15 protein-coding genes are annotated in these 18,448 nt (G+C 45.8%); 13 read left to right on the forward strand and 2 right to left on the reverse strand.

Features of this window, described 5'->3' with window-relative positions; all coding sequences use genetic code 11:
* Positions 1–6: 6 nt before the first annotated feature.
* Entirely contained in the window at positions 7–417 is a 411-nt protein-coding gene (locus SEDOR53_RS16940; RefSeq protein ID WP_051416459.1) for a VanZ family protein, read from the forward strand.
* A gap of 335 nt (positions 418–752) precedes the next feature.
* Here the strand turns inward: SEDOR53_RS16940 and SEDOR53_RS0102485 are convergent, their stop codons facing one another.
* On the reverse strand, positions 753–1,541 hold the full coding sequence (locus SEDOR53_RS0102485; RefSeq protein WP_026768289.1) for a glycoside hydrolase family 25 protein: 789 nt from the start codon (positions 1,539–1,541) through the stop codon (positions 753–755).
* A gap of 120 nt (positions 1,542–1,661) precedes the next feature.
* On the opposite strand from SEDOR53_RS0102485, the gene SEDOR53_RS0102490 reads away from it, so the two are divergent.
* The 12 genes from SEDOR53_RS0102490 to SEDOR53_RS0102545 all read left to right on the forward strand — a co-directional run bounded on the left by SEDOR53_RS0102490 (position 1,662) and on the right by SEDOR53_RS0102545 (position 16,367).
* On the forward strand, positions 1,662–2,693 hold the full coding sequence (locus SEDOR53_RS0102490) for a radical SAM/SPASM domain-containing protein (protein ID WP_026768290.1): 1,032 nt from the start codon (positions 1,662–1,664) through the stop codon (positions 2,691–2,693).
* Positions 2,694–2,815: 122 nt separating this feature from the next.
* Positions 2,816–3,262 (forward strand): MarR family winged helix-turn-helix transcriptional regulator, encoded by a 447-nt coding sequence (locus tag SEDOR53_RS0102495; RefSeq protein ID WP_026768291.1) that lies wholly within the window; start codon positions 2,816–2,818, stop codon positions 3,260–3,262.
* 40 nt (positions 3,263–3,302) lie between these two features.
* Entirely contained in the window at positions 3,303–4,781 is a 1,479-nt protein-coding gene (locus tag SEDOR53_RS0102500; RefSeq protein WP_026768292.1) for a glycoside hydrolase family 10 protein, read from the forward strand.
* Positions 4,782–4,833: 52 nt separating this feature from the next.
* On the forward strand, positions 4,834–6,186 hold the full coding sequence (locus SEDOR53_RS0102505; RefSeq protein WP_026768293.1) for a sigma-54 dependent transcriptional regulator: 1,353 nt from the start codon (positions 4,834–4,836) through the stop codon (positions 6,184–6,186).
* A 112-nt stretch (positions 6,187–6,298) separates the two neighbouring features.
* The gene (locus SEDOR53_RS16945; RefSeq protein WP_051416460.1) at positions 6,299–7,408 is read left to right on the forward strand and encodes a S9 family peptidase; all 1,110 of its coding nucleotides are present in this window, start codon (positions 6,299–6,301) and stop codon (positions 7,406–7,408) included.
* Between the two features lie 317 nt (positions 7,409–7,725).
* On the forward strand, positions 7,726–7,803 hold the full coding sequence (locus SEDOR53_RS19430; protein WP_084220465.1) for a potassium-transporting ATPase subunit F: 78 nt from the start codon (positions 7,726–7,728) through the stop codon (positions 7,801–7,803).
* Between the two features lie 18 nt (positions 7,804–7,821).
* Positions 7,822–9,522 (forward strand): potassium-transporting ATPase subunit KdpA, encoded by a 1,701-nt coding sequence (gene kdpA / locus SEDOR53_RS0102520; RefSeq protein ID WP_026768295.1) that lies wholly within the window; start codon positions 7,822–7,824, stop codon positions 9,520–9,522.
* A 10-nt stretch (positions 9,523–9,532) separates the two neighbouring features.
* Positions 9,533–11,596: a potassium-transporting ATPase subunit KdpB gene (gene kdpB, locus SEDOR53_RS0102525; protein ID WP_026768296.1), complete on the forward strand. Its 2,064-nt coding sequence runs from the start codon at positions 9,533–9,535 to the stop codon at positions 11,594–11,596.
* 8 nt (positions 11,597–11,604) lie between these two features.
* Complete coding sequence (locus SEDOR53_RS0102530) at positions 11,605–12,177, forward strand: K(+)-transporting ATPase subunit C (RefSeq protein ID WP_026768297.1); 573 nt, start codon at positions 11,605–11,607, stop codon at positions 12,175–12,177.
* Positions 12,174–13,529 (forward strand): outer membrane beta-barrel protein, encoded by a 1,356-nt coding sequence (locus SEDOR53_RS0102535; RefSeq protein WP_026768298.1) that lies wholly within the window; start codon positions 12,174–12,176, stop codon positions 13,527–13,529. Before SEDOR53_RS0102530 ends, SEDOR53_RS0102535 begins: the two co-directional genes overlap by 4 nt.
* Positions 13,530–13,540: 11 nt before the next feature.
* Complete coding sequence (locus tag SEDOR53_RS0102540; RefSeq protein ID WP_026768299.1) at positions 13,541–14,674, forward strand: histidine kinase; 1,134 nt, start codon at positions 13,541–13,543, stop codon at positions 14,672–14,674.
* A 1-nt stretch (position 14,675) separates the two neighbouring features.
* Entirely contained in the window at positions 14,676–16,367 is a 1,692-nt protein-coding gene (locus SEDOR53_RS0102545; protein ID WP_232214707.1) for an ATP-binding protein, read from the forward strand.
* On the opposite strand, the gene SEDOR53_RS0102550 is transcribed toward SEDOR53_RS0102545, so the two are convergent.
* A complete protein-coding gene (locus SEDOR53_RS0102550; RefSeq protein WP_037360423.1) occupies positions 16,368–18,362 on the reverse strand; it encodes a KUP/HAK/KT family potassium transporter in 1,995 nt (664 codons plus the stop codon). It lies immediately after the preceding gene.
* Between the last annotated feature and the right edge of the window lie 86 nt (positions 18,363–18,448).

The following is an 18,448-nucleotide window of genomic DNA, read 5'->3' on the forward strand; positions in this document are numbered from 1 at the left end:
TTTTGATTGAAAGCGATTCTTTTTGTCCCTGCGATCCTGCTTTTCGTTCTGTGCACGGTACTGTTAACCCTCCCGGGTGCAGACCTGCCTACGAATTGGTTTTCCGCTATACCTCAATTCGATAAGCTGGTACACATTGGTATGTTTACCTTATTGGGGTTATGCTTTGGCTATCCCGTGGTAAAAAGCCCCTGGACATTGCAAAGACGTTTGAAATGGGTATTGCTCATCGCCTTGTTGAGCATCGGATATGGTATTGCTATTGAATTCATCCAATTATTCTGGATACCGGGGCGGAGCTTTGAAGGATGGGATATACTGGCAGATAGTACAGGCAGTTTGATTGCTTATATATGGAACAGGAATGCCTGTAAAAAAATTGGCCCCGATGGAAATCGGGGCCGCAACCAAAACTAACTGCTTATGAGAAAATTGACTACTTAACTTGTTTTGCGCTTCTACTTATATTAACTCAAAATCGGTGCCAAACCCTTGCTGCCTCTGTTAATACTTTCTAAACCCAGATACACCAGGCTTTTACTTCGCTGCTTTTCTAACACAAAGATCTGTATAAAAGACAAAAACTTTTGTCAATGGTTTAACAATGAAATGTTAAAGGAAATACTACACCCGTCCGTGTTTTAGAACACACTGAAAAATAGCTACTTATATTCCCTTTCCCATAACCCCATTTCCCAAAAAGACCTTTTAATTTACCCAGTAAGTTAAAGAATACAGGGTTATTCTCATAATTATTTTAATAATATTTTTTGCCATTCCAGGGAGTCCCCATTGAAGACATTGAAATCGGTGATATTCCTGACCCCATTCACATGCCCGGCATCGCTGTGCTGCCAGAAAGTCCAGGGGCGGTTCACGTGCGGACTTTCCTGCTCAAAATAATGCGCTACCCATAAAGGATATGCATCGAAAGCCCGCCCCAGGTTCCGCTCATAAAAATCGGCATAAGAATATATGATGGGTTTCACCCCGTATGCTTTTTCGACGGTTACCAGCCATTCCCTGATCCGGCTGCGCATTGAGTCGGGCTTCACGCCATACAACTCTTCAATGTCCAGCACCGGCGGCAGATCGCCCTTCGTCAATTTTACCTGGCTGATAAAATTTTGGGCCTGCAATGCACCGCTCTTGTTAGCCAGGAAAAAATGATAAGCACCGCAAACCATACCGGCGGCTTTCGCCTTTTCCCAGTTCTGTTTGAAACGTTTGTCGGTATCGTTGAGCCCCTCTGTTGCTTTGATGAACACAAAGCCCAGTCTCGTGTTGTTGATCTTCATTGCCCTGACTTCCTGCCATGCAATAAGCTCCTGGTGACTGCTCACATCGATCCCGTGTATGGAATAGCCTGTAGGTATATCGATGCCGAAAGCAGTAAAATGAACAAACTTCGCTTTCGACTCCTCTTCTCTCTCCCAACGCTGGCGCAGGAAAAGGTACGATGCCGTGCCGCCCAGGCAACACAACACCACCAACCACAATATCCTTTCTATCCTGTTCTTTGTCCGTCTGCTTTTTTTCATCCGTATCTTTATGGTTCGCCGCCCCTGGCGGCTGTTATTTTTGCTGGATGAGGCGCTTCAGCTATCTGTGCGCTCCATCCCTTGCAAAACTCGTGCATTTAATACTACTTTTACAATCCTATGGCCTATTTCAACTGGAACGATAGTATCAATCTCCTACAAAAACTGACCCTGCGGCGCTTCTGGAATGCCATCAAAGTGTACGGTAGTTACCAGCTTACACGTTTAACAGGAAAACCCGTTCAATGGGGATACCCTGTTTCCATCTCTTTTGAACCTACCACTTCCTGCAACCTGCGTTGTCCCGAATGCCCCAGCGGACTTCGCGCGTTTACCCGGCCTACCGGCATGCTACAGAAAGACTTCTTCAGAGAAACCATCGACGATATCCACCAGGACCTGCTCTACCTGATCTTCTATTTCCAGGGAGAGCCTTACCTCAATCCCGAATTCCTGAACATGGTGAAATATGCGCATGATAAAGGAGTCTATACCGCTACCTCTACCAATGCGCATTACCTCACCGATGAAAAGGCCAGGCAAACGGTAGAAAGCGGGCTCGACCGCCTCATCATTTCCATTGATGGCACTACACAAGATGTGTACCAACAATACCGCGTAGGCGGAAAACTGGATAAAGTACTCGAAGGCGCCCGGAATATTGTTAAATGGAAAAAAAAGCTGAAAAGCAAAACGCCTTTTGTTTTCTTCCAGTTCCTGGTGGTGAAACCCAATGAACATCAAATTGAGGAAGTAAAAAGATTGGGTAAGGACATTGGTGTAGACCAGGTACGTTTTAAGACCGCACAGGTATACGATTATGAAAATGATCCGCACCAATTGATCCCTCAAAATAACAAATACAGCCGTTATAAAAAAGACCGTAACGGAAAGATGCAAGTGAAAAGCGGTCTGAAAAATCATTGCTGGAAACTCTGGCATGCGAACGTGATCACCTGGGATGGATTGGTAGTACCCTGTTGTTTTGATAAAGATGCCACCCATCAATTGGGCAACCTTACAACACAAAGTTTCCGGGAAACATGGCATAACGACAACTACAGGCAGTTCCGGCGTGAACTGCTCAGCAGCCGCAAAAACATTGACATTTGTGCCAATTGCAGCGAAGGGTTGAGTGTTTGGGAAAACTGATGAGTTGTGAGTTGATAAATGTTAGTTGTTAGAAGGGATTTGCATCTTTCATATTAGTTTAATATATTGAGAGTCACAACCAGTCAATCTAATAACTAATACCCATCAACTCACAACTAAATATGTCTCTCGAACAGGATATACAACAACCACTTTTTCGGAATGAATACCAGAAAGCGGCTATTAATTTGATCTTTTCATCCAACTGGTTGAATGAAAAGATCAAATATCTGTTAGAATCGGAAGACATCACACAACAACAATACAATATCCTTCGCATACTCAAGGGATGCCAGCAACCATTAAGCACATTGCAGATCAGGAGTCGCATGCTCGACCGTATGAGCGATACCAGTCGTATCGTGGAGCGCATGCTGAAAAAAGGGCTCGTGGAAAAAAGAACCTGCCCTTCCGACAAACGCCTGGTAGATGTAAGCATTTCGCACAAAGGGCTTGAATTACTGGAAAAACTCGAACACAAAAATGCAGCGCTCGATAGTATTCTGCAATCCCTCTCTGAATCAGAAGCAATCACATTGAATCGTTTACTCGACAAAATGCGCGGATGAATGGTTAGCTCTACACTTGCTTCTTCTTTATCTTCGTGGCATGAAAAAATTTCTGGCGTTTTGTTTGATAGTTGTAGCCGGCTTGGAGCCGGGTATTGCGCAATATTCTCCTAATTACGAGTTCCGTGGCGTATGGGTAGCCTCCGTTAGCAATATCGACTGGCCCAGCAAGAAAACCCTCTCCGTGGCAGAACAAAAAGAAGAATTCATCCGGCTGGTAGAAATGCACAAACGCAATGGCATGAATGCGTTGATTGTACAGGTAAGGCCCGCCGCTGATGCATTGTATCCTTCTGCTTATGAGCCCTGGAGCGAATTTCTCACGGGTAAACAAGGACAGGCTCCTGTGCCATTTTACGATCCGCTCGCTTTTATGATCGGCGAAACACACAAACGCGGCATGGAGTTCCACGCCTGGCTCAACCCTTACAGGGCTGTATTCAACATGCGGAATTCTTCCATTGCATCCAACCATCTCACCAAAACACATCCTGAATGGTTCCTGGTTTACGGCGATAAAAAATATTTCAACCCCGGTCTGCCGCAGGTAAGACAACACACTGTGAAAGTAGTGGAAGACCTGGTGAAGCGATACGATATAGACGGCATTCACCTCGACGATTATTTCTACCCTTATCGTATTGCAGGAAAAGAATTTCCCGATGCAAAAGAATACAAACGCTATGGCAACGGATTGAGTAAAGACGAGTGGCGCCGAAGCAATTGCGACAGCATTATTTACGATCTGTTCACAGCCATCAAGGCAATCAAGCCCAAGCTGCGATTCGGCATCAGTCCGTTCGGCATCTGGCGCAACAAAAGTCAGGATCCCATGGGCAGCGATACAAAAGGCGGGCAAACCAATTACGACGATCTCTATGCCGATATCCTGTTATGGCTGGAAAAAGGCTGGATCGATTATGTAGCACCTCAGTTGTATTGGGAACGTGGTCATAAGCTGGCCAATTACGATGTATTGCTGGAATGGTGGAACGATCATGCCTATGGCAAAGACCTTTATATTGGGCATGGTATTTACCGCGCCGGCAGCAATGCTGCATGGAGGGATCCCAATGAGTTGCCGGAACAAATACGCGAACTAAGAACATACCCAACTACCCGTGGGAGCATTTATTTCAACAGCAAGGTATTTGAGAGCAATCCGAACGGATGGAGCGACAGTTTGCGCAATCACTATTACCGTTATCCGGCCCTGGTACCTGCCATGCCCTGGGTAGACAATACTGTTCCCATACAACCCCTGGTTGAGAAACTGGAGGGGAATAAAATAAAGCTGGTGTATAAAGGTGAAGAAAAGATCAAGGCATTTGCCATACTGGTATTGCAACCAGGCGCCGAACCACAATTCATCAATACACAACTGGTACAGGTGATCCCCACCAGCAAAACTGCTACCGTAGACCTTGGCTCTTTGCCTGATATCGCCACAGGCAAAAAAATATATGCCATAACAGTCAATCCGAATAACAATGTGAGTCAGCTTACAGAAATTAGATGAGTTAATCACGCTGTTTTGCCTTTTGACTTTTAATTTTGACTTTAAATCAGTCATTTTGGGCAACATCCTTCTCATAGACGACGAAGAAAAGCTCCGCACCCTGCTCAGCCGCATCATCCGGCTCGAAGGGTTCACGGTATGGGAAGCGCCCGACCTCAAATCGGCACGCAAGCTGATGGATAAAGAGGCCATAGATGTGGTGCTCTGCGATGTAAAATTACCTGATGGCAACGGCCTGCAGTTTGTACAGGAACTCAAGTCCAAATATCCTTCCGTTGAAATCATATTGCTCACCGCTTATGGCAATATTGCCGATGGCGTTCAGGCCATGAAGAGTGGTGCTTTTGATTATATCACCAAGGGTGATGACAACGAAAAAGTAATTCCTCTCCTCAATCAGGCAATGGAAAAAGTACAACTGCGCAAGCATGTTGAGTTATTGGAACGACGCGTGGGCAAGCGATATGGTTTCGAACAGATCCTTGGCCGCTCACCCCTGATCAAGGAAGCTGTAGCCCTGGCGCAAAAAGTAGCACCTACCGATGCCACGGTTTTGCTACTGGGAGAGACGGGCACCGGCAAAGAAGTTTTTGCCCAGGCCATACACCATGCCAGTAAAAGAACGGGCAAGCCTTTTCTGGCACTCAATTGCAGCGCATTTGGGAAAGAATTGCTGGAGAGTGAATTATTCGGACACAAAGCCGGTGCTTTCACCAGTGCAGTGAAAGACAAAAAAGGACTTATAGAAGAAGCGAATAATGGCACCCTGTTTCTCGACGAGATCGGCGAAATGCCGATGGAACTGCAGGCCAAATTATTGCGCGTGTTGGAAACAGGAGAATTCATCAAAGTAGGTGATACCCGCTCTACCAAGGTGAATGTGCGCATCATTGCCGCTACCAACCGCAGTTTACAGAATGAAATACAATCAGGACATTTCCGCGAAGACCTTTATTACCGGCTGAATGTTTTCACCATTACATTGCCGGCCCTGCGCGAAAGGGTCAAAGACATCCCATTACTCTCCGAACATTTCCTGCGCCAGTTTGCTCTCAAAACCAATCAGCATGTTACAACTATGAACACTGAATTCATAGAGCGCCTGCAGCAACACGATTGGAAGGGCAATATCCGCGAACTCAAGAATGTCATGGAAAGAGCAGTGATACTTGCCACCGGCGATACGCTTACAACAGAAGACCTGCCGGTTGAATTGCAATCCAGTTTAGGCTCTATCCATAAGAGCTCATCCCAACTTTCCGCTTTTGATCTCTCCAGTGTTGAAAAACTGCACATACAACGCGTATTAAACCATACCAAAGGAAATAAAACCGAAGCCGCCAGGCTATTGAACATCGGGCTCACTACTTTATACCGGAAGATTGAGGAGTATCATATCCTGTGATGTCCCTATGAATCAATGCACGCCTCTTAACTGCAAAAACATTATCTTAGAAAACACTAACGCCCCCGGTACTACAACACCAGGAGTCGAAAGATCAAAAATAATAGTAAGCATGAGAAAACTATTCCTTGCTCTTACAGGCATTCTCTCAGTTGCACAGGCACAAACAAACAACAGGCCTCAAACCCCTAAACCTCCTTTCCATTACAATGTTGATAGTGTTGAATATGACAATACAGAGAAGACCGTTCATTTAGGCGCCACATTAACGTATCCGAAAACAAAGGGCCCCTTCCCGGTAGCCATAATGATCACCGGAAGCGGGTTACAGGATAGAGATGAAACCATTTTTAATCATAAGCCTTTTGCTGTAATTGCCGATTACTTAACCAACCATGGCATTGCCGTATTAAGGGTAGACGACAGGAATATCGGCAAAAGCAAAGGAGATGTATTAAATGCTACCAGCGCTGATTTTGCAAATGATGTGGAAGCAAGTATTCATTATTTATTAACCAGAAAAGAAATTAATAAGCGCAAGATAGGCCTTATCGGACATAGTGAGGGCGGCTTTATTGCACCTTTGGTGTACACGAAATGGCCCCATTTGTCTTTTATAATCTCCTTAGCGGGAACGGGTGTATCGGGCGCAGAAGTATTGCTGAAACAGCAAACGGACCCTTTAAAAAATGCAGTAAATGGCGATACATACAATGCTTTCTATTCACTTACGAAACAAACACTACAAATGATTCATGATCATGCTAATGAAAATGACTCGTTGATATTGAATAGGGCAAAAGAATTATTTGCCAGTTGGAAAAATGGTTTACCCGATAGCATTTTAACACCGCTTAATGCAAAAAAAGTAACACCAGAGATATATGCTGATTTCCAAGTCAAAGCGGAATTGAAGCCCTGGCTTAAATATTTTATTGCTACGGAACCGGATCTGTTTTGGAGTAAAGTAAAATGCCCGGTATTGGTATTAAATGGTGGGAAAGACATCCAGGTATCCCCGGAACAGAATGTGTCTGCGATTACAGCGTCACTAAACAAAGCCGGAAATAAAAATGTAACGGCTAAGATCTTCTCCGGATTAAACCATTTGTTTCAGCATTGTACCAAATGCACCATCCAGGAATATGCACAATTGTCAGAAACCTTCGCCCCGGAAGTATTAGAAGTAATGAACAATTGGCTCGTTAGTAAAATACTGTAAATACCCCATTTCTCAGCTGACACTGTTATTATAGCTCGTCTTAAGGATGGCCTCTCTCTTCCTTCCCAAAATGAAAAAACCACCCCAAAATGAAAAGGTACAGCGGAGCGGCTTTTCTACCTCTTTTTTCTTCCGTAACAGCAAACCCTCACAAACAAAGGGCTTTCCATCCCCAATACGCTAACCTGTCTTTAGTGGCACCTTTTTGGCACATTGCTCAAAAACATGCTATGCAAACAATTCTGCTCATTGCCACCGGGCTCGTCCTCTTCGTCCTGTTTTTCAAATTCATTCAATGGTTCGAAAAAATATAATCCATGTTATTACTATTCATTATTGCCATCCTGGTTTTCTGCTACCTCTGTTATGTACTGGTAAAACCTGAGAAATTTTAAACCCCAACAGACTGAATTATGAACACAGAAATTTTGGGCATCAGCGTCACTTTTATTCTTACCCTGTTACTGGCCCTTCCACTGGGCCGTTATATTGGGAAAGTGTACAGTGAAGAAAGAACCTGGCCCGACAAATTCCTGGCGCCCCTGGATCGCCTCTTTTTCAAACTCTCAGGCATCCGGCCGGAAAAAGAAATGAATTGGAAACAACACTTAACCGCCTTACTCACCATCAACCTGGTATGGTTTCTCTTTTCCATGTTCGTACTCATGAATATGGGATGGCTGCCACTCAACCCCGATGGCAACCCTGGCATGTCGGCCGATCTGGCTTTCAATACCACCATCAGTTTCGTTAGCAATACCAACCTGCAGCACTACAGTGGCGAAACAGGTGTTTCCTACCTGGGCCAATTGGTGTTGATGTTATTCCAGTTCATCAGTGCAGGTGCAGGTATGGCTGTTTGTGCAGTAGTATTCAATGCAATGAAAGAAAGGACCACCGACAAACTCGGTAATTTCTATAACTACTTTGTAAAAAGCTGCACCAGGATATTATTGCCGCTTTCAATTGTGCTGGCCCTGTTACTGGTATTCAATGGTACGCCCATGACTTTCCAGGGTAAGTCGCAGTTTATTTCATTGCAGGGAGATACCGTGCATGTGTCAAGAGGCCCCGCCGCAGCAATGGTGGCCATCAAGCAACTCGGCACCAATGGGGGCGGCTTTTTCGGCGCCAATTCTGCCCACCCGCTGGAGAACCCCAACTATCTCACCAATATAGCTGAATGCGCTTCTATCTTTCTCATCCCTGTGGCACTTGTTTTTGCCATGGGATATGTACTCAAAAAAAGAAAGCTGGCCTGGACCATCTTTGGTGTTATGACCATCGGATGCCTGCTCTTCCTGCTGCCTTCCGTGTATTATGAAATGAAGGGCAATCCTGCCATTGCACAAATGGGTATTGACCAACGAATGGGTAGTATGGAAGGAAAAGAAGTCAGGTTCGGTTCTGCAGCCACCGCTTTCTGGTCGGTCGTTACTACGGTTACTTCCAACGGTTCTGTTAATGGCATGCACGATAGTCTTACCCCATTACCGGGTATGATGGCCATGCTGGGGATGATGGTGAACTCATTTTACGGAGGTGTAGGTGTAGGCTTTCTCAACTTCTACATTTTTATCATCATTGCTGTTTTCATCAGTGGGTTGATGGTAGGCAGAACGCCTGAGTTCCTTGGTAAAAAGATCGAAGCAAAAGAAATGAAAATCGCTGTCATCATTGCATTGCTGCACCCTTTGCTGATCCTTGCTGCCACTGCTTTGTCTTCATACCTCTATGCACAGGATCCTGTTGCCCATGCAGCCTGGTTGAACAATCCCGGCAGCCACGGTTTCAGCGAAATGCTGTATGAATACACCTCCTCTGCCGCCAATAACGGAAGCGGTTTTGAAGGATTGGGTGATGGTGTCCCTTACTGGAACATCACTTGCGGCATTGTAATGTTATTGTCACGCTTCCTGCCCATCATTGGTCCATTGGCCATTGCAGGCATCCTGGCGAAGAAAAAATACATACCTGAAAGTGCAGGAACACTTAAAACAGATACCGGCACATTCGGTATCATGGTGCTGGCAGTGATCTTCATCGTTGCGGCGCTGAGCTTTTTCCCTGCACTGACCCTTGGTCCTTTGGCTGAATTTTTTGGAATGAAATAATTGATTGAATATGTCAAAACACAGAACAACCCGGCTTTTTGAACGCGAGCTCGTTGGAGAAGCATTGAAACAATCTTTCATCAAGCTCAATCCCCGCATCCTGTTCCGTAACCCCGTGATGTTTACCGTTGAAATCGGCTGTATCATCATGCTGGGCGTATGTTTATGGATACTCAGCGGTAACCAGTCGCAAGGCAGTCTTACTTACAATATCCTTGTCTTCGCCATACTCTTCATCACCATTTTGTTTGCCAATTTCGCTGAAGCCCTTGCCGAAGCCCGTGGTAAAGCACAGGCCAACAGCCTGCGCAAGACAAGGGAAGAAACACCTGCCAAATGGATTCAAACGGTAGGAGAAATATTCGTGAACGAGATCAAGATCGTTCCTTCTTCCCGTTTGAAAAAAGGCGATCTGTTTTTATGCGAGGCGGGCGATATCATTCCGATGGACGGAGAGATCGTACAAGGTTTGGCCACCATCGATGAAAGCACCATCACCGGCGAATCAGCGCCGGTAATACGTGAAGCCGGCGGCGATAAAAGCTCTGTTACAGGCGGCACCAAAGTATTATCAGATAAAATCAAAGTGCGTGTAACTACTGAACCCGGCGAATCATTCCTTGATAAAATGATCGCATTGGTGGAAGGCGCTTCCCGTCAGAAAACACCCAATGAAATTGCGCTCACTATTTTGTTGGCTGGTTTCACACTAGTGTTTGTGATCGTGTGTGTTACCCTGAAACCATTTGCCGATTTTGCGCACACACCCATTACCATCGCTGCATTCATATCATTGTTCGTATGCCTGATCCCTACCACCATCGGTGGTTTGCTCAGTGCCATTGGCATAGCGGGTATGGACAGGGCCTTGCGCGCCAATGTCATTACCAAAAGCGGTAAAGCAGTAGAAACAGCGGGAGATATCGACACGCTCTTGTTAGATAAAACAGGTACCATCACTATTGGTAACCGTAAAGCCACTCATTTCTGGCCGGCAGAAAACATATCGCAGCAGGATTTCATAGAAGCTTGTGTACTTGCTTCTCTTGCAGACCAGACGCCGGAAGGAAAATCCATTATTGAACTGGCCGTAGCACAGGGACTGAACGCCCCTTCTCTCAAAGGCGGTGAAGAAAATGGCATGCGTTTCATTGATTTTACTGCCGAAACCAGGAGCAGTGGCGTAGACCTGCCGGGTAATATCCAAATACGCAAAGGCGCTTACGATTCCATTCACCATATCGTAAGCAAAGCAGGTAATTCCTTTCCCGATAAGACCACAGAGAAGGTAAAATCCATCGCCTCCAACGGTGGTACACCACTGGTGGTATCGCATCAAAAAAAGGTATGGGGTGTGATAGAGTTACAAGATATTATCAAGCCCGGCATACAGGAACGTTTTGACAGGTTACGCAAAATGGGCGTGAAAACAGTAATGGTAACCGGCGATAACCCGCTCACCGCAAAATACATTGCACAAAAAGCAGGTGTAGATGATTTCATTGCCGAAGCAAAGCCGGAAGACAAAATGAATTATATCAAAAAAGAACAGAACAGCGGTAAGCTGGTGGCCATGATGGGTGATGGCACCAACGATGCACCCGCATTGGCACAAGCCGATGTGGGCGTTGCGATGAACAGCGGTACACAGGCTGCCAAAGAAGCCGGCAATATGGTGGATCTGGATAATGATCCTACCAAGCTGATCGAGATCGTGGAAATCGGTAAACAATTGCTCATGACACGCGGCACACTTACTACGTTCAGCATTGCGAATGATGTAGCCAAATATTTTGCCATTGTTCCGGCACTCTTCATCACTTCACTGCCCTCTTTGCAGGCATTAAATATTATGCGCCTGCACAGCCCGGAAACGGCCATTCTTTCTGCCGTTATTTTCAATGCCATCATCATACCCTTGTTGATACCCCTGGCATTGAAAGGAGTAGCTTACAGGCCCATTGGCGCCAGCGCTCTGCTGAGAAGGAACCTGTTGATATATGGGTTGGGCGGCATACTGGTACCCTTCATCGGCATCAAACTGATCGATATTTTGATTGCAAACTTTCTTTAATCATAGATATGAAACAGCATATTCTTCCCGCAATAAAATTGACACTCGTCTGCATAGTAGTTTTTATGGTAGCATACCCGCTGCTGATATGGATAGCGGCGCAGGCTGCTCCGGCCAGGGGACGCGGCGAAACGGTAGTATCACAAAACAAAGTCGTAGGCTATCGATTGGAAGGCCAGTCGTTCACACGCGACAATTATTTTCAGGGCCGTCCTTCAGCAGCAGGATACAATGCAGCCGGCAGCACGGGCAGTAACAAAGGCCCTTCCAACCCCGATTACCTGAAAGAAGTGAGCGCGCACATCGATAGTTTCCTGGCACACAACCCGGGAATTGAGAGAGCCGACATTCCTTCCGATCTGGTAACGGCTTCAGGTAGCGGACTAGATCCCCATATTTCTCCGCAAGCTGCCATGGTGCAGGTAAAAAGGATTGCTGCTAACAGGCATATTTCCGAAGAGCGGCTCAAACAACTCGTTCAGCAATATACGGAAAGCCCGTTTTTAGGCGTTTTAGGAACAAGTGTGGTGAACGTACTGCAATTGAACCTGGCATTAGACCAATTAAACAATCAAAGATGAAAGGGAAACTATTGACGATCATTGGCTGCATTACAACCATCGCAGCACAAGCACAGCAAGACACGACCAAGCCCAAAATACCTTTTGATGGCATTGACATGACCTGGCAGAACGGCAACGACCGTCGCGATTCCAGCGTATTCAAAGGGGTTTATTTCATACCCAGTATTTTGTTGGATGTGAACTACAATTACTCCTTCAACAACCCCATTGATAATACTGTTGTAGGATCTACTGCAATGGCCAGGCATAACGAAGTACAGTTGTCGGCCCTGCATCTTGGCGGCGATTTCACCTACCTGAACGCACACGCAAGGATCATGACGCAATTCGGCACCCGTTCTACGGTGGTACCCAGGAACGATCTCAGTATATACCGTGGCCAATATCATCTCGATGATGTGTATCGTCACCTCAGCGAAGCTTATGCCGGTTATCACATTGATAAATGGTATGGCATCAATATCGATGCAGGATTGTTCATGTCTTATATCGGATTGAACTCTTATTACCAACCCGAGAACTGGGAATACCAGGCTTCTTTCACTTCAGATAATACACCCTGGTTTTTTAACGGTATTCGCATACAGATCTTTCCTTCCAAACACATCAAGTTCGAACCCTGGATCATTAACGGATGGCAGAGTTATGGCAAATTCAACAGCATGCCGGGTTTCGGTTTCAATTTTACCTGGATACCCAACGACTACATGAAGCTCCTCACCAACAACTATTACGGCACCGATGCGGGGGGTATTCCCGGCAGGAAACGTTTCCACTCGGATAACAGTTGGCTCTTGCGCTATTATAACCGTCCAAATTCCAGTGGCATCAGTAAAATGGCATTTTCTCTTACCGGTGACCTGGGCTTTGAAACCGGCGCCGGTGTAAAAGCTTTTGGCGGCGATGCAAATACACCATCACAAAATTTCCTGAGTGCTATGTTCTACAACCGTACCTGGTTTGCAAAAAATAAATTCGCCTGGACCATCGGTGGTGGTGTGATGACTAACCCGGGAAGATACCTGGTACTTTATCCAACTGGCCAGGCCAGTCCTTTACCCAACCCGAATAATCCCACCCTAACCGAGGGAGCATTCCCTTTCAGCGCAAATCCGGGGGATAAATTCAGTGGATGGGATGCTTCCACCAACCTGGATTACCTGCCCAATCAAAGTATTACCTTTCGTCTTGAATTCGTTACGCGGCATACCAGCGTTCCTTATTTCGCAGGCAGGGGCGGTGTAACTTCTCCCGACGGATACACTACTACTCCCTTGCCACCCAACTGGAGGCCCGACCTGGTGAAATCGGAAAACAGGCTGATCCTGGCTATGCTTTTCAGGCTATAACTACTTGTACTATGTCTGACGATAACAACAAAGAAACCAATGTGCAGCATTTCCTCGATCTCATCAAAAGATCAAGAAGGGGCAAGCTGAAAATATACATTGGCATGAGCGCCGGCGTAGGTAAAACTTACCGCATGCTGCAGGAAGCCCATGCTTTGTTGCGCAACGGAGTAGATGTTAAGGTCGGTTATATAGAAACACACCAACGGAAAGAAACGGAAGCGTTATTGGAAGGATTACCCCTGATCCCGCGCAGGACCCTGTTTTACAAAGGCAAAGAGCTGGAAGAAATGGATGTACCTGCTATACTGGCGCTCCGGCCCGAAATCGTGATTGTTGATGAACTGGCCCACACCAATATAGAAGGCAGCAAAAATGAAAAACGCTGGCAGGATGCGATGGACATCCTTGATGCCGGCATTAATGTGATCAGTGCGATAAACATCCAACATATTGAAAGTCTGAACGACGAGGTTAAACAAATCACCGGGGTTGATATGGCTGAAAGAGTACCGGACAGTATATTACAACAAGCCGATGAAGTGGTGAACATTGATCTCACCGCAGATGAACTGATCACCCGTTTGAAAGAAGGGAAGATATATACCCCGGATAAAATTGAGATCGCGTTAAAGAATTTTTTCCAAAGTGAAAAGATCCTGCAGTTGAGGGAGCTGGCACTCAAAGAAGTGGCCTCACAAGTTGAAAGGAAGATTGAAACCGAAATGCCCGGCATCAACAATTACCGCCAGGAGCGTTTCCTGGCCTGTATCAGCAGCAATCATGAGATAGCCCGTAAAGTGATCCGCAAGACTGCGCGACTCGCCGCTTACTATAATTCCAAGTGGTTCCTGCTCTATGTGCAAACACCCAGGGAGGAAGGCGATAAAATAGGCCTTGCCGCACAACGTCACCTCATCAATAATTTCAAGCTGGCTACCGAACTTGGTGCCGAAGTGATCCGCGTGAGAAGCAGTAATATTGCCAGGGGTATTTTTGAAGTCACTGGGCAGAGAAACATTACTACCATCTGCATCGGCAAACCTCATATTAACCTGCTGAATGTGATCATGAGTACTGCCGTATTCAACCAACTGCTGAATAAACTGTCTGCTTCCGATATCGATATTGTAATCCTTTCCTGATATGGCCATCAAACTAAAAACAAAACTCGGACTGGGATTATCCTTCCTCTTCATTGTCATCTTAACTTATGGCATACTGGCCATTTTTTATATCAACCGGTTAAGTGGCGATGCAGAAAAAGTGCTGAAGAACAATTACGAATCGCTCGTGTATTGTAACAATATGCTGAAATCCCTGGAAGATATCCCACAGAAAAAAGAAGCCATCCAACTTTTCGATAATAACCTGAGCAAACAGGAAAACAACATCACAGAGGTCGGCGAAAAAGAAGCCACGCAGACTTTGCGCAGGAATTTTTCAGTACTTCTGTCCGATCCGGGCAGCCCGGCTAATTATGCCACAGTACGGCAAGATATCTTACGTGTTGACGAGCTCAACCAGCAAGCCATGCTCCGGAAAAATGCCGTGGCATTAAAAACGGCAGAAGACGCAACTTTATGGCTTACGATCATTTTTGTAGTGTTGGGGCTGGTTGCTTTCTCCTTTGTAGTGAATTTCCCCGCCATCATTGCCACTCCCGTTCGCCTGCTCAACGACGGTATACATGAGATCGCCAACAAAAATTACCGGAAAAGGATTTTCCTGCAACAGGAAGACGAGTTCGGCGAGCTGGCAGCCGCGTTTAACAGTATGGCTGAAAAGCTGGATGAATACGAGCACAGCAACCTGGCACAGATCAAGTTTGAAAAAAGCCGGATAGAAACCATCATAAACCAAATGAAAGACGGCATCATTGGACTGGACGCTAAACGAAACATACTTTTCCTGAACCCGGTAGCCGAAGTTTTATTGGGCATCAAAGAAAGTTCCATCATTGGCATGTATGCTCCTGATGTGGCTTTAAGCAATGACCTGATGCGTACTTTGTTACACGAGGATAAAAAAGAATTGAAAATTTTCGCAGATAATAAAGAGAGCTATTTCAACAAAGACACACTCAATGTAACCAATAACGAAACCATTATCGGGCAAGTCATCATTTTGCGCAACATCACTCCCTTCCATGAACTGAATACAGCTAAAACCAATTTCATCGCTACTGTTTCACATGAACTGAAAACGCCTATTTCGGCCATCAAAATGAGTGCGCAGCTCCTCACAGACAACAGGGTGGGCTCTCTGAACAATGAGCAACAGGAGCTTATCGGCAGTATCCGCGACGATGCTGAACGGTTGTTGAAGATTACCGGCGAACTGCTGAACATGTCGCAGGTAGAAACAGGACATATTCACCTGAAATTACAGGCCACCAATCCAGCCTCCATTATAGAACAAGCTACACAGGCCGTTGCATTACCTGCACAACAAAAAAACATTGCTATTCATCGTCAGTTGGCCAACGACTTGCCTTCCATCCAGGCGGATGCTGAAAAAACATCCTGGGTACTGGTTAACCTGCTCACCAATGCCATCAAATACTCTTCCGAATCCTCATCCATCGAAGTGAGCGCATCACTGCACGAAGGCAAAATCATTTTTACCGTAACCGATCATGGCAAAGGCATTGATGAGAAATACCTACCCCGCATTTTCGATCGCTATTTTAAAGTGCCGGGGGTTCATGAAGGAACTGGCACAGGACTGGGTCTATCCATTTCCAAAGAGTTCATTGAAGCACAACACGGACAGATATGGGCCGTGAGTCGCACCGGTGAAGGCAGCCAGTTTTCTTTTTCGTTACCCAAAGCATGATTAAACAGAAGAAGACCTTCTGTCAACACGCTGCAACGGCAGGTATACTTTGGGGTTTATGAGTAACGGCACGTTTTCAATAACAGTGGATGCATTGTCGAGGCCGAACGCTTTCTGGTCGGATTGTGCCCAGTTTTTGATGGCAAAATAGGAATCCATGATGAATCCTTCCTTGAGCGAAAGCTCGTTCTCCACCGAGAGGAACGATTCTATGATTACAAAACGTATGTCGGCATGGAAAGTTTCTCTTTGCAGGCTTTCGTATTTATTGACCACACAGATCTCTCCCCTGTTAAACATTTCCTGCACTACTTTCTTAAACAGCAGGTTGATACGAGGTTGTACACGGAAGCCCAGCTTAAAGTCGATCCGTATCACTTTCCCTTTCACGAGTTCTTTGGTAGAATACTCCATGGTAAAAGGAGCATCAGCTCTGTCGATATGTATAAACCAGTAAACTTCGGCCCGCTTGGCCCTGCGGTGCAGGATGGAATGCATGATCCTTTTTTCAATCTCTCCATCGTAATCAGCCTTGGTAAGGTAAACCAGGTGGGTGGCGTATTTGGGGAAATTCGTATCCTCGCTGAGTTCTACCAATCGTGGGAGATATTCCGAGAACTTCACAAACTGTAAATAGCGATTGGTGATCTTGCGGGCCCTGAACCATATTACCATGATGAAAGTGAGTCCGAATTCAAAGAAAAGGAACATCCACCTTTGCTTGATCTTGGCCACATTGGCAATGAAGAAAGCCACTTCCACGGTAATGAACACCATCATAATAAGGGTGATCAATGCAAAATTCCATTTGCGAACCCGGTGCATGTACACATACATCAGCGTGGTGGTCATCAGCATGGCAATGACAATGGAGAAGCCATAAGCCGCTTCCATATGTCCGCTCTCCCGGAAATACAACATCATGGCTATACATCCGATCCATAATATGATATTCAGGCTGGGAATATAGATCTGCCCTTTGATGTCGGTGGGGAATTTAATGGTAACCCTCGGCCAGAAGTTCATGCTGATGGCTTCACTGATAAGTGTAAATGACCCACTGATCAAAGCCTGGCTGGCAATGATAGTGGCCATCGTGGCAATGATGATACCCACAAGCAGGAACCAGTGTGGCATCAGCTCATAAAAAGGATTCAGTGCGCCCAGCGATTTACTGTGCTGCATCAGCAGCCAGGCACCTTGTCCCATATAATTGATAACAAGGGAGAATTTCACAAATATCCAGCTCACCTGGATATTCCTGCGGCCACAATGTCCGAGGTCGCTGTACAAGGCTTCTGCTCCTGTTGTACAAAGGAAAACGGCACCCAGTATCCAGAAACCTTTGGGATAGTTGACCAGCAGCTCAATGCCATAATAAGGATTGATGGCCTTAAGAATTTCAGGCATGTGCACAATCTGCGCAGCCCCTAATATCATGATCATGGCAAACCAGATGAGCATGATAGGTCCAAAAGAAAAGCCCACTACTTTGGTACCGAACCGCTGGAAAAAGAACAGTAGGGAGATGATACCGATCACAATACCTACCGTAAGGTTATTGCCGGGAACAATGGTAGTTTCCAAACCTTTTACTCCACCCAATCCTTCAATGGCCGAAGCCACGGAAATGGGCGGGGTGATGATGCCATCGGCCAGCAGGGTGGCCGCACCGATGATGGCCGGTACATAGAGCCATTTTACATAACGGCGAACCAAGGCATAGAGCGAAAAAATCCCTCCTTCACCACGGTTATCGGCTCTCAAAGTGAGGAATACATATTTGAAAGTGGTTTGCAGCGTCAGCGTCCACACCACACAGGATATACCACCATAGACCAACTCTTCCGTAATGGGCCGTTCGCCGATGATGGAGCGGAATACATATAAAGGAGAAGTTCCGATATCACCATAAATGATACCCAGCGTTACCAATAAGCCCGCAAAACTCAATTTGCTCAAATAATTATGACCAGCCGAAGAAGAGGTAGGCATGATAAGTCAGGATAGTTTAGTTTATGATTAAATACAAAATAAGTAAAAAGGATATTGGAAAGATGGCTGGCAATCATAGCAATTAT

This window comes from Asinibacterium sp. OR53 (assembly GCF_000515315.1).
Taxonomy (GTDB): domain Bacteria; phylum Bacteroidota; class Bacteroidia; order Chitinophagales; family Chitinophagaceae; genus Sediminibacterium.

Coding starts and splice junctions, on each gene's coding strand:
- SEDOR53_RS0102535 (WP_026768298.1), top strand. CDS start 12,174: ATGAAAGGGAAACTATTGACGATCATTGGCTGCATTACAACCATCGCA.
- SEDOR53_RS0102530 (WP_026768297.1), top strand. CDS start 11,605: ATGAAACAGCATATTCTTCCCGCAATAAAATTGACACTCGTCTGCATA.
- SEDOR53_RS0102545 (WP_232214707.1), top strand. CDS start 14,676: ATGGCCATCAAACTAAAAACAAAACTCGGACTGGGATTATCCTTCCTC.
- SEDOR53_RS0102490 (WP_026768290.1), top strand. CDS start 1,662: ATGGCCTATTTCAACTGGAACGATAGTATCAATCTCCTACAAAAACTG.
- SEDOR53_RS0102550 (WP_037360423.1), bottom strand. CDS start 18,362: ATGCCTACCTCTTCTTCGGCTGGTCATAATTATTTGAGCAAATTGAGT.
- SEDOR53_RS16945 (WP_051416460.1), top strand. CDS start 6,299: ATGAGAAAACTATTCCTTGCTCTTACAGGCATTCTCTCAGTTGCACAG.
- SEDOR53_RS0102495 (WP_026768291.1), top strand. CDS start 2,816: ATGTCTCTCGAACAGGATATACAACAACCACTTTTTCGGAATGAATAC.
- SEDOR53_RS19430 (WP_084220465.1), top strand. CDS start 7,726: ATGTTATTACTATTCATTATTGCCATCCTGGTTTTCTGCTACCTCTGT.
- SEDOR53_RS0102500 (WP_026768292.1), top strand. CDS start 3,303: ATGAAAAAATTTCTGGCGTTTTGTTTGATAGTTGTAGCCGGCTTGGAG.
- kdpB (WP_026768296.1), top strand. CDS start 9,533: ATGTCAAAACACAGAACAACCCGGCTTTTTGAACGCGAGCTCGTTGGA.
- SEDOR53_RS0102540 (WP_026768299.1), top strand. CDS start 13,541: ATGTCTGACGATAACAACAAAGAAACCAATGTGCAGCATTTCCTCGAT.
- kdpA (WP_026768295.1), top strand. CDS start 7,822: ATGAACACAGAAATTTTGGGCATCAGCGTCACTTTTATTCTTACCCTG.
- SEDOR53_RS0102485 (WP_026768289.1), bottom strand. CDS start 1,541: ATGAAAAAAAGCAGACGGACAAAGAACAGGATAGAAAGGATATTGTGG.